The sequence below is a fragment of the Enterobacter cloacae complex sp. 2022EL-00981 genome (assembly GCF_028737495.1).
Taxonomy (GTDB): Bacteria; Pseudomonadota; Gammaproteobacteria; order Enterobacterales; family Enterobacteriaceae; genus Enterobacter; species Enterobacter cloacae.
Genome location: NZ_JAQZRK010000036.1, coordinates 1 through 14285, shown reverse-complemented (window position 1 = coordinate 14285; position 14285 = coordinate 1). Strand labels below are relative to the sequence as shown.

The 14285-nt window shown below is 58.3% G+C and carries 13 protein-coding genes; 11 read left to right on the top strand and 2 right to left on the bottom strand.

Features of this window, described 5'->3' with window-relative positions; all coding sequences use genetic code 11:
* The first annotated feature begins 53 nt into the window (after positions 1 to 53).
* From PUZ33_RS21905 to PUZ33_RS21895, 3 genes are all read left to right on the top strand, one after another.
* The gene (locus tag PUZ33_RS21905; RefSeq protein ID WP_013095460.1) at positions 54 to 536 is read left to right on the top strand and encodes a DUF2501 domain-containing protein; all 483 of its coding nucleotides are present in this window, start codon (positions 54 to 56) and stop codon (positions 534 to 536) included.
* A gap of 270 nt (positions 537 to 806) precedes the next feature.
* On the top strand, positions 807 to 3098 hold the full coding sequence (gene opgB / locus PUZ33_RS21900) for a phosphatidylglycerol--membrane-oligosaccharide glycerophosphotransferase (protein WP_058681552.1): 2292 nt from the start codon (positions 807 to 809) through the stop codon (positions 3096 to 3098).
* Positions 3098 to 3616: a GNAT family N-acetyltransferase gene (locus PUZ33_RS21895; protein ID WP_062676864.1), complete on the top strand. Its 519-nt coding sequence runs from the start codon at positions 3098 to 3100 to the stop codon at positions 3614 to 3616. The genes opgB and PUZ33_RS21895 overlap by 1 nt, the downstream gene beginning before the upstream one ends.
* 72 nt (positions 3617 to 3688) lie before the next feature.
* Here PUZ33_RS21895 and tsr read toward each other — a convergent pair whose 3' ends face one another.
* Entirely contained in the window at positions 3689 to 5353 is a 1665-nt protein-coding gene (tsr, locus tag PUZ33_RS21890; protein WP_029882181.1) for a methyl-accepting chemotaxis protein, read from the bottom strand.
* Between the two features lie 83 nt (positions 5354 to 5436).
* Entirely contained in the window at positions 5437 to 5877 is a 441-nt protein-coding gene (hpaR, locus tag PUZ33_RS21885) for a homoprotocatechuate degradation operon regulator HpaR (RefSeq protein WP_013095456.1), read from the bottom strand.
* Between the two features lie 268 nt (positions 5878 to 6145).
* Between hpaR and hpaG the strand changes: the two genes are divergently transcribed.
* The 8 genes from hpaG (at position 6146) to hpaA (ending at position 14184) form a co-directional block, all read left to right on the top strand.
* Entirely contained in the window at positions 6146 to 7423 is a 1278-nt protein-coding gene (gene hpaG / locus PUZ33_RS21880) for a 4-hydroxyphenylacetate degradation bifunctional isomerase/decarboxylase (RefSeq protein WP_058681497.1), read from the top strand.
* On the top strand, positions 7420 to 8886 hold the full coding sequence (hpaE, locus tag PUZ33_RS21875) for a 5-carboxymethyl-2-hydroxymuconate semialdehyde dehydrogenase (protein ID WP_013095454.1): 1467 nt from the start codon (positions 7420 to 7422) through the stop codon (positions 8884 to 8886). Before hpaG ends, hpaE begins: the two co-directional genes overlap by 4 nt.
* 1 nt (position 8887) lies before the next feature.
* Entirely contained in the window at positions 8888 to 9739 is an 852-nt protein-coding gene (gene hpaD / locus PUZ33_RS21870; RefSeq protein WP_013095453.1) for a 3,4-dihydroxyphenylacetate 2,3-dioxygenase, read from the top strand.
* A 9-nt stretch (positions 9740 to 9748) separates the two neighbouring features.
* A complete protein-coding gene (locus PUZ33_RS21865; protein ID WP_058681496.1) occupies positions 9749 to 10129 on the top strand; it encodes a 5-carboxymethyl-2-hydroxymuconate Delta-isomerase in 381 nt (126 codons plus the stop codon).
* Positions 10130 to 10251: 122 nt separating this feature from the next.
* Positions 10252 to 11055, top strand: a complete 804-nt coding sequence (gene hpaH / locus PUZ33_RS21860) for a 2-oxo-hept-4-ene-1,7-dioate hydratase (protein WP_038981112.1) — start codon at positions 10252 to 10254, stop codon at positions 11053 to 11055.
* A gap of 9 nt (positions 11056 to 11064) precedes the next feature.
* Positions 11065 to 11862 carry a 4-hydroxy-2-oxoheptanedioate aldolase gene (gene hpaI, locus PUZ33_RS21855; RefSeq protein ID WP_058681494.1) on the top strand — a complete coding sequence of 266 codons (798 nt, stop codon included), beginning with the start codon at positions 11065 to 11067 and terminating at the stop codon, positions 11860 to 11862.
* Positions 11863 to 11883: 21 nt separating this feature from the next.
* Entirely contained in the window at positions 11884 to 13230 is a 1347-nt protein-coding gene (gene hpaX / locus PUZ33_RS21850) for a 4-hydroxyphenylacetate permease (RefSeq protein WP_058681493.1), read from the top strand.
* A 9-nt stretch (positions 13231 to 13239) separates the two neighbouring features.
* Positions 13240 to 14184, top strand: coding sequence for a 4-hydroxyphenylacetate catabolism regulatory protein HpaA (hpaA, locus tag PUZ33_RS21845; RefSeq protein WP_058681492.1), 945 nt, complete (start codon positions 13240 to 13242; stop codon positions 14182 to 14184).
* The last annotated feature ends 101 nt before the right edge of the window (positions 14185 to 14285 follow it).

The following is a 14285-nucleotide window of genomic DNA, read 5'->3' as shown; positions in this document are numbered from 1 at the left end:
GGTATATACTGGACCCCTTCCGGCCCAAAACGGACCTTTTTGAGAAAGCCATTATGAAAAAACAGATTCTTTTCAGCACACTTTTAGGCGCCCTGCTGGTCACCGGCATGGCCCATGCCGCGTCATGGCAAGAGTCCCTCTCCAGCGCCGCCAGCGAACTCACCAAAGAGAGCGGCAGCACTCAGGGCGGGCTGTCAGCCTCTTCCCTCACCAGCCTGCTGGGCAATAGCTCCCAGAGTCTGAGTGCCGGCACCATGAACAACGCAGCAGGCATCCTGGAATACTGTGCGAAGCAAAAGCTGGCTTCCGTGACCGATGCGCAAAATGTGAAAAATCAGGTGCTCGGTAAGCTGGGTCTGGACACCCAGGAGCAGAAAGCCGACACCAACTACATGGACGGCATTCAGGGTCTGCTGAACGCGCAAAATGGTCAGCAGCTGAATCTGAGCACCCTTGGCAACTCATCTCTGGCGAAACAGGTGAAAACCAAAGCCTGCGATCTGGTGCTGAAACAAGGCGTTAATTTCATCTCCTGATCGGCCCCATTTCCTGCCACAACACGCCGCGTTTAATACGTTAGTCTTGCAACGCGGCGTGAAACCGGCATTTTCCCCTTCTGCCCTCGTCTCAGCATCCGTACAGCAGGATGCGACCGCCTTCAAAAAAACGATTTTCTAAACCAATTCCTAACAACGGCACACTTTCGTGACACTAAAATTGCAGCTTAGCGACATCGCCATTACATTGTATTACCCAAAAAATAATCAATTAGCCAGCGAAGCACCTGGCGTCATGAGGATATGCTGTTGTCAGAGTTAATGTCCCTTGCCCTTTTTCTGGCCTCCATCGGCGTTTACGCCTGGAAAGCTGGCCGTAACACCTGGTGGTTTATCGCCACGCTGGTGGTGCTCGGCATTTTTATTGTTTTAAACATTACGCTCTACGCCAGCGATTACTTTACCGGAGACGGGATAAACGATGCGGTGCTCTACACCCTGACCAATAGCCTGACGGGCGCGGGCGTGGGTAAATATGTCCTCCCCGGTCTGGGCCTGGTGCTGGCGCTGGTGACCATTTTTGGCGCGCTCGCCTGGGTGCTGCGCCGCCGCCGTCATCTTCCGCACCACCATGGCTACAGCCTGCTGGCGCTTTTCCTTGCGCTGGCCTCCGTGGATGCCAGCCCGGCATTTCATCAGATCACCGAGCTGGTGAAATCCCAGTCGCGCGACGGTGACCCGGATTTCGTGGCGTACTATAAAGAGCCATCGAAAACGATAGCCAACCCGAAGCTTAATCTGGTGTACATCTACGGCGAGAGTCTGGAGAGGACCTATTTCGATAACGACGCCTTCCCGAACCTGACGCCGGATCTGGGCGCGCTGAAAAACGAAGGCCTCGACTTCAGTCACACCATGCAGCTGCCCGGCACCGACTACACCATTGCCGGAATGGTCGCCTCCCAGTGCGGCATTCCTCTGTTTGCCCCCTTTGAAGGCAACGCCTCAGCTTCAATGTCGAGCTTCTTCCCGCAGAATATTTGCCTGGGCGACATCCTGAAAAACTCCGGTTACGAGAACTATTTTGTCCAGGGGGCCAACCTGCGCTTTGCCGGGAAAGATGTGTTCCTGAAATCACACGGGTTTGATCATCTGTACGGCTCAGAAGAGTTAAAAACGACCGTCGCCGACCCCACTTACCGCAACGACTGGGGCTTCTACGACGATACCGTGCTGGAGGAGACCTGGAAAAAATTCGAAGAACTGTCCCGCGCCGGGAAACGCTTCTCCCTCTTTGCCCTGACGGTAGATACTCACCATCCTGACGGTTTCGTCTCGCGCACCTGCAAGCGCAAACGCTACGACATTGACGGAAAAGATAATAAATCCTTCAGCGCCGTCACCTGTAGCCAGGAGCATATCGCCGCCCTTGTTCAGAAAATCAAAACCTCACCCTGGTTCAAAAACACGGTGATCGTGGTCTCTTCAGACCATCTGGCGATGAAAAACAGCGCCTGGGATCAGCTGAACAAACAGGATCGCAGCAACCTGTTCTTCGTTCTGCGCGGCGACAAACCGCAGCAGGAGGTAATCGCCACCAAGCGTAATTCGATGGATAACGGCGCCACGGTGCTGGATATTCTTGGCGGTGACAACTTTATTGGCCTGGGCCGCAGCACGCTGTCGGGACAATCGCTGTCCGAAGTGTTCCTCAACATGAAGGAAAAAATCCTCGCCTGGAAGCCGGATATCATACGTCTGTGGAACTTCCCGAAAGAGATGAAAGACTTCACTATCGATCAGGATAAAAAAACGATCGCCTTCTCAGGCAGCCACTTCCGGCTGCCGCTGCTACTGCGCGTGTCGGATAACCGCGTTGAGCCGCTGCCTGAAAGCGAATACTCGGCGCCGCTGCGCTTCCAGCTGGCGGAGTTTGCCCCGCGTGATAACTTTGTCTGGGTCGATAAGTGCTACAAAATGGGCCAGCTCTGGTCGCCGCCGCTGGCGCTGTCGACGGACTGGTGCGTCTCTCAGGGGCAGCTTGGCGGGGAGCAAACCGTGCAGCACGTAGATAAGCCAGTATGGAAGGGCAAAACCGCCTTCAGGGATACGGTTATCGATACCGCCCGCTATCAGCGCAACATTGATATGCTGAAAATCGTCGACAACGATATTCGTTATAAAGCCGACAGCTTTATCTTCAACGTCGCCGGTGCGCCGGAAGAAGTTAAACAGTTCAGCGGTATCTCTCGTCCGGAGTCCTGGGGTCGCTGGTCCAACGCACAGCTGGGCAATGAGGTAAAAATTGAGTATGCCCACCCCTTGCCGCAGAAATTCGATCTGGTGATCACCGCCAAAGCGTATGGCGCTAATGCTAACCGCCCTGTTCCGGTACGGGTGGGCGACAGCGAGCAGACGCTGACCCTTGGCAACGAAGTCAGCACCACCACGCTGCATTTCGATAATCCTTCACGGAGTAATACCCTGGTGATTGTGCCGCCAGAGCCGCAATCTACCAATGAAGGCAATATTCTCGGTCACTCACCGCGCGAGCTCGGGATTGGCATGGTCGAAATTAAAATCGTGGGTAACGCAGGCTAATGCGTGTCGGCCTTAACATCACCGTTCGCCCAACACGCCCCGGTGACGTCACCGCCCTGCCCGCCATAGAACGCGCGGCGGGCGAGCGTTTCCGGGATTACCCGGAACTCGCCTGGCTTGCAGAGGGCGAGGTCATTTCCGCTGAGCAGCATCTCGACTACGCCGAACGCGGACTGAGCTGGCTGGCGCTGGCCAACGACCAGCCGGTCGGTTTTATCCTCGCAGAATTGCATGCTTCGTCGCTGTTCATCGTGGAGCTTTCGGTGCATCTGGACTGGCAGGGAAAAGGGATCGGCCGACGGCTCATCGCCTGTGTCGCTGACCAGGCCCGCAAAAGGGGGCTGGCATCGCTGACGCTGACAACCTTCCGGGACGTGCCGTGGAATGCGCCGTTCTATGCGCGGCTGGGGTTTGAAATGATAACGACGCTGACACCTGAACTGCGTGAAAAACGCGAAGAAGAGACGGCGCACGGTTTAGCGTATGACGCTCGCTGTGCCATGCGCCTGCCTCTGTAATATCGCCCGACGGCGCACCGTCATTGCGTAGGCCGGGTAAGGCGTAGCCGCCACCCGGCACCACGCACGGCGTTAGAAGGTTTCCCAGTTATCGCCCGCATCCGCGGTCGCCGGTTTACGCATCACCACCGGTGCAGCAACGCTTTTGGCAGCGGCAAACTCACGTGCTTTCATCTGCTCCTGCTGAATACGGAACACCGCGACGGCCTGCGTCAGGCGGCTCGCCTGCTCTTCCAGCGCCGCAGCGGCAGCAGCAGACTCTTCCACCAGCGAGGCGTTCTGCTGAGTCACGCGATCCATCTCCGCCACCGCCAGACCAACCTGATCGATACCGCGGCTCTGCTCATCAGAGGCAGAGGCGATTTCGCCCATGATATCGGTCACGCGGGTCACCGCATTAACGATTTCACCCATCGTTTCACCGGCGCTTTCCACCAGCGTTGAGCCCACTTCCACACGACCGACGGAGTCTTCAATCAGGCTCTTGATCTCACGGGCAGCCTGGGCACTGCGCTGGGCCAGGTTACGTACTTCACCTGCCACGACCGCGAATCCGCGCCCCTGCTCACCCGCACGTGCAGCTTCAACCGCCGCGTTCAGTGCCAGAATATTGGTCTGGAAGGCAATACCGTCAATCACGCTGATAATATCGGCAATTTTCTGCGAACTGCCCGCGATGTCGCGCATGGTTTGCACCACGTTATCCACCACTTTCCCGCCCTTCTGTGCGGTTTCAGACGCGCTCAGCGCCAGGTTGCTCGCCTGGCGGGCATTTTCGGCGTTCTGCTTCACGGTCGCCGTCAGCTGCTCCATGCTGGCTGCGGTCTCTTCCAGGGAAGCGGCCTGCTGTTCAGTACGGGAAGAGAGATCGTTATTGCCCATCGCGATTTCGCTCGCGCCGCTGTAGATGGCGTTTGCGCCGTTACGCACGTCACCAACGGTACGTACCAGTTCGCTCTGCATATGACGCAGCGAGTCGGCCAGTTCACCCATCTCGTTAGCGCCTTCCACTTCAATGCGCTTCACCAGATCGCCGCTGGCGATATGGCGGATGTTGTCGATGAGACGGGTCAGCGGAGAGATCAGCGCCTGCTTGATACCCAGCCACACGCCCACGATGACCACCAGCACAACGATCAGCACGCTGATCAGCACCCAGATCGCCTGGCTGTAAGAGCTGTTGCTGTTTTCCACCGCCATCTGATACAGCTTGTCGTTCTGCAGCAGGTAGTTCACATACTGCTTCTCAAAACCATCCTGATAGCTCTGGGTAGGCTGATCGAAGAAAGCGTTAATTTTGCCTGCCCCCAGCAGTTGAATCAGCTCCGCCAGCGCGCCGTGATAAATATCGTAGTTACGCTTAATTTCCATCGCTTCAGCGTCGCTCTGACGCGGATCGCGCGGCAGGGCTTCGTAGGCAGCCCAGTTTTTTTCCGCCTGTTTCAGTGACACAGAGGCAATTTGCATCAGATCGTTCACGGTCGCGCCGCTGCCGATATTGTTCTGATCCATCATGTAGCGGATGCCCGCGCGGTTCAGGGTGTTACGGGTTTGCAGCAACGCCACCCAGCTGGCGTTCAGCGTGGATTGTTGCTGGCGAATGGTTTGCAGGACGGTGAAATTCTCTTTGTCATGCTTCAGGGCATTGAAGAAAAGACCACCGGAGGTCAGTTGTAAAAGGCCAAATATCGCTAGAACCAGCATTAAGCTGGTGACAATCTTGATACGGTTTAACATGTTTTCTCTTCCTTCAGACAGATACAGAATTTTCGGCCTGGAAAGGGAAAACTTTACGAAAATCATCCTTTAATTTGTGGTTTTTACTCTTCGTCACGCGCTGCGTTATGGCGGTTTCCCAGCGCGATAAACTCCTCAAGCAGCGCCGTCAGCTGTTTCATCTTCTCCGGCGTATATTCCGCCTCTATTTGCTGGTACGCCTCTTCCACCTGCGCCTGGGCGTGCTCATACAGCGCGTTGCCCTCTTTGGTCAGCGACACGTACAGCTTGCGCTGGTCATTGACCGGTTTTAAGCGCAGCACCAGACCGTCGCGCTCCATGCGCGTCAGAATGCCCGTCAGGCTCGGGCGCAATATGCAGGTCCGAAACGCCAGATCGTGAAAATCCATCGAGGGATGTTCAGCCAGCACTCGCACAATGCGCCACTGCTGCTCGGTCAGGTTATGCCGCTTCACAATCGGTCGGAAGTAAGACATCGCCGCTTCCCGCGCCTGCAACAGGGCGATAGTTAAAGAATCATGCATAGCCACTCCCGCTTATTGTTAACAAGTAAACAATTCAAAATCGCTGTTTTAATCAACTGCTTTTTGACCATCGAAAAGTCTAACAGAAACAACAGCACTTTATTAACACGATGATAAATATATCATTTTAAACGAAAATGTAAATTTATTGTTATTCATATCACAAATATTTCACTTCTGATTGCGAAATAATCAGCAAAAGCATAAAACCAAATCATTAACATATTAACAAAATCAACGCCGGCGTTCCGGCCTGAGGAGTATGTCAATGAAAGGTACCGTTTTTGCCGTGGCGCTGAACCACCAAAGCCAGCGCGACGCCTGGGCTGAGGCGTTTGAAAAAGCCCCCTACAACACCCCGCCAAAAACCGCGGTGTGGTTTATCAAGCCACACAACACGGTGATCCGCGCAGGTGAACCCATCCCGTTCCCGCAGGGTGAGACGGTGCTGAGCGGCGCAACCGTCGCGCTGGTGGTGGGCAAAACGGCCAGCAAAGTTCGCGTGGAGGACGCAGCGGCCTACATCGCCGGGTACGCGCTGGCCAACGAGGTAAGCCTGCCGGAAGAGAGCTTTTATCGCCCGGCAATCAAAGCCAAATGCCGGGACGGGTTTTGTCCGCTGGGTGAGCTGGTCGCCGTCGACAACGTGGATAACCTGACTATCATCACCGAAATCAACGGCCGCGAAGCGGACCACTGGAACACCGCCGGGCTACAGCGCAACGCCGCCGAACTGCTGAGCGCCCTGAGCGAGTTCGCGACCCTGAATCCGGGCGATGCGATCTTGCTCGGCACGCCGCAAAGCCGCGTCGAGATCCGCCCGGGCGATCGGGTACGCATTCTGGCGGAAGGGTTCCCTGCACTGGAAAACCAGGTGGTGGATGAACGCGACGTTGCGATGGCTCAGGGCGCGCACCCTCACCCTACGCTGTTCGCCCTCGGCCTGAACTACGCCGATCACGCCAGCGAGCTGGCATTCACGCCACCGACCGAGCCGCTGGTATTTATCAAAGCGCCCAATACCTTCAACGGCGACAACCAGACCTCGGTACGCCCGGACAACGTTGAGTACATGCACTACGAGGCGGAGCTGGTGGTGGTCATCGGCAAAACCGCGCGTAAGGTCAGTGAAGCCGAGGCGATGGATTTTGTTGCGGGCTACACGGTCTGTAACGACTACGCCATTCGCGACTATCTCGAAAATTACTACCGCCCGAATCTGCGGGTCAAAAGCCGCGACGGGTTAACCCCCATCAGCCCCAACATCGTGCCAAAAGCAGCCATTCCCGATCCGCATAACTTAACCCTGCGCACCTTCGTCAACGGTGAATTACGTCAGGAAGGGACCACGGCGGATCTGATCTTCAGCATTCCATACCTGATTGCATACCTGAGCGAATTCATGACTCTGCAGCCGGGCGACATGATCGCCACCGGCACGCCAAAAGGACTGTCCGACGTGGTACCGGGGGATGAAGTGGTGGTGGAAGTAGAAGGCGTGGGTCGCCTGGTAAACCGGATTGTGAGTGAGGAGACGGTAAAATGAAAAAGATTAACCACTGGATCAACGGCAAAAACGTGGCGGGAAGCGACTACTTCCACACCACCAATCCGGCCTCCGGCGAGGTGCTGGCAGAAGTCGCCGCCGGCGGGGAAGCGGAAATCCATCAGGCCGTGGCGGCAGCAAAAGAGGCTTTCCCAAAGTGGGCCAACCTGCCGATGAAAGAGCGTGCGCGTCTGATGCGTCGCCTGGGCGATCTGATTGACCAGAACGTGCCGGACATTGCCGCGATGGAAACCGCCGACACCGGCCTGCCCATCCACCAGACCAAAAACGTGCTTATCCCGCGCGCCTCGCACAACTTTGAGTTCTTCGCCGAAGTGTGCCAGCAGATGAACGGCAAAACCTACCCGGTTGACGACAAGATGCTGAACTACACCCTGGTGCAGCCGGTGGGCGTCTGCGCGCTGGTGTCGCCGTGGAACGTGCCGTTTATGACCGCTACCTGGAAGGTCGCCCCATGCCTGGCGTTGGGGAATACCGCCGTGCTGAAGATGTCTGAACTCTCGCCGCTGACCGCCGACCGTCTGGGCGAACTGGCGCTGGAGGCGGGTATTCCGGCGGGCGTGCTGAACGTGGTGCAGGGCTATGGCGCCACGGCAGGCGATGCGCTGGTGCGCCATCACGACGTGCGGGCCGTCTCCTTCACCGGCGGCACCGCCACCGGGCGCAATATCATGAAAAACGCCGGGCTGAAGAAATACTCCATGGAGCTGGGCGGCAAATCCCCGGTGCTGATTTTTGAAGATGCCGACATTGAGCGCGCGCTGGACGCCGCCCTGTTCACCATCTTCTCCATCAACGGCGAGCGCTGCACCGCGGGCTCGCGCATTTTCATCCAGCAGAGCATCTACCCGGAATTCGTTAAACGCTTCGCCGAGCGCGCCAACCGCCTGCGCGTGGGCGATCCGACCGATCCGAACACCCAGATTGGCGCGCTGATTAGCCAACAGCACTGGGAGAAAGTCTCCGGCTATATCCGCCTGGGCATTGAGGAGGGCGCGACCCTGCTGGCGGGCGGCCCGGACAAACCGGCCGACCTGCCTGCGCACCTGAAAGGCGGTAACTTCCTGCGCCCGACGGTGCTGGCGGATGTCGACAACCGCATGCGCGTGGCGCAGGAGGAGATCTTCGGCCCGGTAGCATGCCTGCTGCCGTTCAAGGATGAAGCGGAAGGGCTACGCCTGGCCAACGACGTGGAGTACGGCCTGGCGTCGTACATCTGGACCCAGGACGTCAGCAAAGTGCTGCGTCTGGCGCGCAATATCGAAGCGGGCATGGTGTTCGTGAATACCCAGAACGTGCGCGACCTGCGCCAGCCGTTTGGCGGCGTGAAGGCCTCCGGCACCGGGCGCGAAGGCGGCGAGTACAGCTTTGAGGTGTTCGCGGAGATGAAGAACGTCTGCATCTCCATGGGCGACCATCCGATTCCAAAATGGGGGATCTAAAATGGGAAAGTTAGCGTTAGCGGCAAAAATCACGCACGTACCGTCAATGTATCTCTCTGAGCTGCCGGGTAAAAACCACGGCTGCCGTCAGGGGGCCATCGACGGGCATAAAGAGATCGGCAAGCGCTGCCGCGAGCTGGGCGTCGATACCATCATCGTCTTCGACACCCACTGGCTGGTGAACAGCGCCTATCACATCAACTGTGCGGACCATTTTTCAGGCATCTACACCAGTAACGAGCTGCCGCACTTTATCCGCGACATGACCTACGACTACGACGGCAACCCGGAGCTCGGGCAGCTGATCGCCGACGAGGCGGTCAAGCTTGGCGTGCGCGCCAAAGCGCACAACATCCCGAGCCTGAAGCTGGAGTACGGCACGCTGGTGCCGATGCGCTACATGAACGCGGATAAGCACTTCAAAGTGGTCTCCATCTCGGCGTTCTGCACGGTTCACGACTTCGCCGACAGCCGCAGGCTGGGCGAGGCCATCGTCAGCGCCATCGAAAAGTATGACGGCACCGTGGCGGTGCTCGCCAGCGGCTCGCTGTCGCACCGCTTTATCGACGACCAGCGTGCGGAAGAAGGGATGAACAGCTACACCCGCGAGTTCGACCGCCAGATGGACGAACGGGTGGTGAAGCTATGGCGCGAAGGCCAGTTCAAAGAGTTCTGCAGCATGCTGCCGGAGTACGCCGATTACTGCTATGGCGAGGGCAACATGCACGACACGGTGATGCTGCTGGGCATGCTCGGCTGGGACAAATACGACGGCAAGGTTGAATTCCTCACCGAGCTGTTCGCCAGCTCCGGTACCGGCCAGGTTAACGCCGTTTTCCCGCTGCCCGCGTAAGGAGCCACCATGCCGCATTTTATCGCTGAATGTACCGACAACATCCGCGAGCAGGCCGACCTGCCGGGGCTGTTCGCCAAAGTGAACGAGGCGCTGGCCGCCACCGGCATTTTCCCCATCGGCGGTATCCGCAGCCGCGCCCACTGGCTGGATACCTGGCAGATGGCGGACGGCAAGCAGGATTACGCCTTTGTACATATGACGCTGAAGATTGGCGCCGGGCGCAGCCTGGAAAGCCGCGAGGCCGTGGGGGAGATGCTGTTTGCGCTGATCAAAGCGCATTTTGCCAACCTCATGGCCGCCCGCTATCTGGCGCTGTCGTTTGAGCTCGACGAACTGCACCCGACGCTCAATTACAAACAAAACAACGTACACGCGTTGTTTACGTAATACCGTCCCCTCTCCCTTTGGGAGAGGGTTAGGGTGAGGGGAAATCTCTGCGGCCCGATGCCTCCACCCCGTCCCTCTCCCACTGGGAGAGGGAGAAAACAAACATAAAACAGGATATCGCCATGCTCGACAAACACACCCATACCCTGATCGCCCACCGCCTGCATCAGGCGGAGCAGTCCCGGGAGCAGATCCGCGCGATCTCGCTGGAGTACCCGGAGATCACGATTGAAGACGCCTACGCCGTACAGCGCGAATGGGTGAACCTGAAAATCGCCGAAGGCCGCGTGCTGAAAGGCCACAAGATCGGCCTCACCTCAAAAGCAATGCAGGCCAGCTCGCAGATCAGCGAGCCGGACTACGGTGCGCTGCTGGACGATATGTTCTTCCATGACGGCAGCGACATCCCCGTCGATCGCTTTATCGTCCCGCGCATTGAGGTGGAGCTGGCCTTCGTGCTGGCAAAACCGCTGCGCGGACCGAACTGCACGATCTTCGACGTCTACAACGCCACAGATTACGTGATCCCCGCGCTGGAGCTGATCGACGCCCGCTGCCACAACGTTGACCCGGAAACCCAGCGCCCGCGCAAGGTGTTCGACACCATCTCCGATAACGCCGCCAACGCGGGCGTGATCCTCGGCGGCCGTCCGATTAAGCCCGACGAGCTGGATCTGCGCTGGATCTCCGCCCTGCTCTATCGCAACGGCGTGATCGAAGAGACCGGCGTCGCCGCGGGCGTACTCAACCACCCGGCTAACGGTGTGGCGTGGCTGGCCAACAAACTTGCCCCCTACGACGTGCAGCTTGAGCCAGGGCAGATCATCCTTGGCGGTTCGTTTACCCGTCCGGTCGCGGCCAGCAGAGGCGATACCTTCCACGTGGACTACGGCAACATGGGCTCCATCAGCTGCCGCTTTGTCTAGGAGATAACCATGCAAAACGCATTCAAAACGGCGCTGAAAGCCGGAAAACCACAGATTGGTTTATGGCTGGGGCTGACCAGCAGCTACAGCGCTGAACTGCTGGCGGGGGCTGGCTTCGACTGGCTACTGATCGACGCCGAACATGCGCCGAACACCGTGCAGACCGTCTTAACCCAGCTGCAGGCCATTGCCCCTTATCCGAGCCAGCCGGTCGTCCGCCCGTCGTGGAACGATCCGGTGCAGATCAAACAGCTGCTGGATGTGGGCGCGCAAACCCTGCTGGTACCGATGGTACAAAACGCCGAAGAAGCCCGTCTGGCGGTCCGTTCCACGCGCTATCCGCCTGCGGGTATTCGCGGCGTGGGCAGCGCCCTGGCGCGGGCCTCACGCTGGAACCGCATCCCGGACTACCTGCACCAGGCCAACGACGCCATGTGCGTGCTGGTGCAAATCGAAACCCGTGAGGCGCTAAAAAACCTGCCGCAGATCCTGGATGTGGACGGCGTCGACGGGGTGTTTATCGGCCCGGCGGATCTGAGCGCCGACATGGGCTTTGCCGGTAATCCTCAGCACCCGGAAGTGCAGGCGGCCATTGAACAGGCGATCGCGCAGATCCTGAGCGCCGGCAAAGCGCCCGGCATCCTGATGGCCAACGAGCCGCTGGCAAAACGCTATCTCGAACTCGGTGCGTTGTTTGTCGCTGTCGGCGTCGACACCACCCTGCTCGCCCGCAGCGCCGAAGCGCTGGCGGCACGTTTTATCGATCACCCGGTTACGTCAGTTAATAACAATAAATCCGTCTACTAAACGTAAGATCTGGAGCGCACCATGACGACCTCTACCCTGCAAGATAATAAAGCTGTTGAACATCGCGTTATAAATAAGCTGTTCCGTCGTTTGATCGTGTTTCTCTTTATCCTGTTTGTCTTTTCGTTTCTCGATCGCATCAACATCGGCTTTGCCGGGCTGACGATGGGCAAAGATCTGGGCCTCACCTCCACCATGTTTGGCCTGGCGGCGACGCTCTTTTACGTCACCTACGTGCTCTGCGGGATCCCAAGCAACATCATGCTGGCGAAGATCGGCGCCCGGCGCTGGATCGCCGGGATCATGGTGGTGTGGGGGATCGCGTCCACCTGCACCATGTTCGCCACCAGCCCGGAAACGCTCTATGTGCTGCGCATGCTGGTAGGCATTGCCGAGGCTGGCTTCCTGCCGGGGATTTTGGTCTATCTCACCTGGTGGTTCCCGGCCTATCACCGCGCCCGCGCCAACGCACTGTTTATGATTGCCATGCCGGTAACCATGATGCTCGGCTCTATTCTTTCCGGCTACATCCTGGCGATGGACGGGCTGTGGAATCTGAAAGGCTGGCAGTGGCTGTTTCTGCTGGAAGGGTTGCCGTCGGTGGTGCTCGGCGTGGTGACCTGGTTCTACCTTAACGACACCCCGGATCAGGCCAGCTGGCTGGATGATGAAGAAAAGCAAACGCTGAAAACCATGATCGCCCGTGAGCAAGAGCTGGCGGTGACGCATGCCGCCACGCCGCGTTCAACGCTGCGTGAAGTCCTGACTCCGGCGGTACTGCTCTATACGCTGGCCTATTTCTGCCTGACGAACACGCTGAGTGCGATCAACATCTGGACGCCGCAGATCCTGCAAAGCTTCAACACCGGCAGCAGCAACATTGTGATCGGCCTGCTGGCGGCGATCCCGCAGTTTTGCACCATCCTCGGCATGATCTGGTGGAGCCGTCGCTCCGACAGGCTGAAAGAGCGAAAAAAGCACACCATCCTGCCGTATCTCTTCGCGGCGGCGGGATGGATGCTGGCCTCGGCCACCGATCACAGCCTGATCCAGCTGCTTGGCATCATCATGGCCTCAACCGGATCGTTTACCGCCATGGCGATATTCTGGACCACGCCGGATCAGGTTATTAGCCTGCAGTCCCGTGCGGTGGCGCTGGCGGTGATCAACGCTATCGGCAACGTCGGATCCGCTGTCAGCCCGCTGCTGATCGGCATTCTGCGTGATGCCACCGGCAGCTTCAGCTCCGGGCTGTGGTTTGTCGCCGGGCTGCTGGTGGTGGGCGCGCTGGTGCTGACGCGGATCCCAATGACCCGCCAGGAGAGCCTCGGGCGCGATCCGGGGATGGCGGCACAGAAGATCCACTGAGGAGGAGCTATGTGCCAAAGCCCCGTCGCCAATATCGATATCAGCAAAGAGTACGACGAAAGTCTGGGCACCGACGATGTGCACTATCAGTCGTTCGCCCGCATGGCGGCCTTTTTTGGCCGCGACATGCAGGCGCATCGTCACGACCAGTATTTTCAGATGCACTTTCTTGATACCGGGCAGATAGAACTCCAGCTCGACGATCATCGCTACTCGGTGCAGGCTCCGCTGTTCGTCATTACCCCGCCGTCGGTCCCGCACGCGTTTATCACCGAATCCGACAGCGATGGTCACGTTCTGACGGTACGCGAGGATCTCATCTGGCCGCTGCTGGAGGTGCTCTACCCCGGCACGCGAGAAGCGTTTGGCCTGCCGGGTATCTGCCTGTCGCTGGCCGATAAGCCCGACGAGCTGGCGGCGCTCAGGCACTACTGGCAGCTGATTGCCAGGGAATCCACCGGGCAACTTCCTGGGCGCGAGCATACCCTGGTGCTGCTCGCGCAGGCGGTCTTTACACTGCTGCTGCGTAACGCCAGGCTCGACGACCACGCTTCAGGCGGCATGCGCGGTGAGTTAAAACTGTTCCAGCGCTTTACCCAGTTGATTGACACCCACTATCACCAGCACTGGACGGTGCCGGACTACGCCTGTGAACTCCACCTGACCGAATCCCGCCTGACCGATATCTGCCGCCGCTTCGCCAACCGTCCGCCGAAGCGGCTGATCTTCGACCGCCAGCTGCGCGAAGCCAGACGGCTGTTGCTCTTTTCCGACAGTACGGTCAGCGAGATTGCGTGGCAGTTGGGCTTTAAGGATCCGGCCTATTTTGCCCGCTTTTTCAATCGCCTGACGGGCTGCTCGCCCAGCGCGTATCGGGCGCAGAAAGTACCGGTTTCCCCTGTTCCCCTCACCCCTGCCCTCTCCCAACGGGCTGAGGGTTCCCCAGAAAAATGAAAAGCACGATGAAGTGTGATCTACTGGTTGCGCTAACAAATCAGAAGAGACCTCATCGTGCCTTTACAAACAGTCTGCCAGAAATTTTTCTCCGCGTCTTT

Coding starts and splice junctions, on each gene's coding strand:
- PUZ33_RS21905 (WP_013095460.1), top strand. CDS start 54: ATGAAAAAACAGATTCTTTTCAGCACACTTTTAGGCGCCCTGCTGGTC.
- PUZ33_RS21895 (WP_062676864.1), top strand. CDS start 3,098: ATGCGTGTCGGCCTTAACATCACCGTTCGCCCAACACGCCCCGGTGAC.
- tsr (WP_029882181.1), bottom strand. CDS start 5,353: ATGTTAAACCGTATCAAGATTGTCACCAGCTTAATGCTGGTTCTAGCG.
- hpaR (WP_013095456.1), bottom strand. CDS start 5,877: ATGCATGATTCTTTAACTATCGCCCTGTTGCAGGCGCGGGAAGCGGCG.
- hpaG (WP_058681497.1), top strand. CDS start 6,146: ATGAAAGGTACCGTTTTTGCCGTGGCGCTGAACCACCAAAGCCAGCGC.
- hpaE (WP_013095454.1), top strand. CDS start 7,420: ATGAAAAAGATTAACCACTGGATCAACGGCAAAAACGTGGCGGGAAGC.
- hpaD (WP_013095453.1), top strand. CDS start 8,888: ATGGGAAAGTTAGCGTTAGCGGCAAAAATCACGCACGTACCGTCAATG.
- PUZ33_RS21865 (WP_058681496.1), top strand. CDS start 9,749: ATGCCGCATTTTATCGCTGAATGTACCGACAACATCCGCGAGCAGGCC.
- hpaH (WP_038981112.1), top strand. CDS start 10,252: ATGCTCGACAAACACACCCATACCCTGATCGCCCACCGCCTGCATCAG.
- hpaI (WP_058681494.1), top strand. CDS start 11,065: ATGCAAAACGCATTCAAAACGGCGCTGAAAGCCGGAAAACCACAGATT.
- hpaX (WP_058681493.1), top strand. CDS start 11,884: ATGACGACCTCTACCCTGCAAGATAATAAAGCTGTTGAACATCGCGTT.
- hpaA (WP_058681492.1), top strand. CDS start 13,240: ATGTGCCAAAGCCCCGTCGCCAATATCGATATCAGCAAAGAGTACGAC.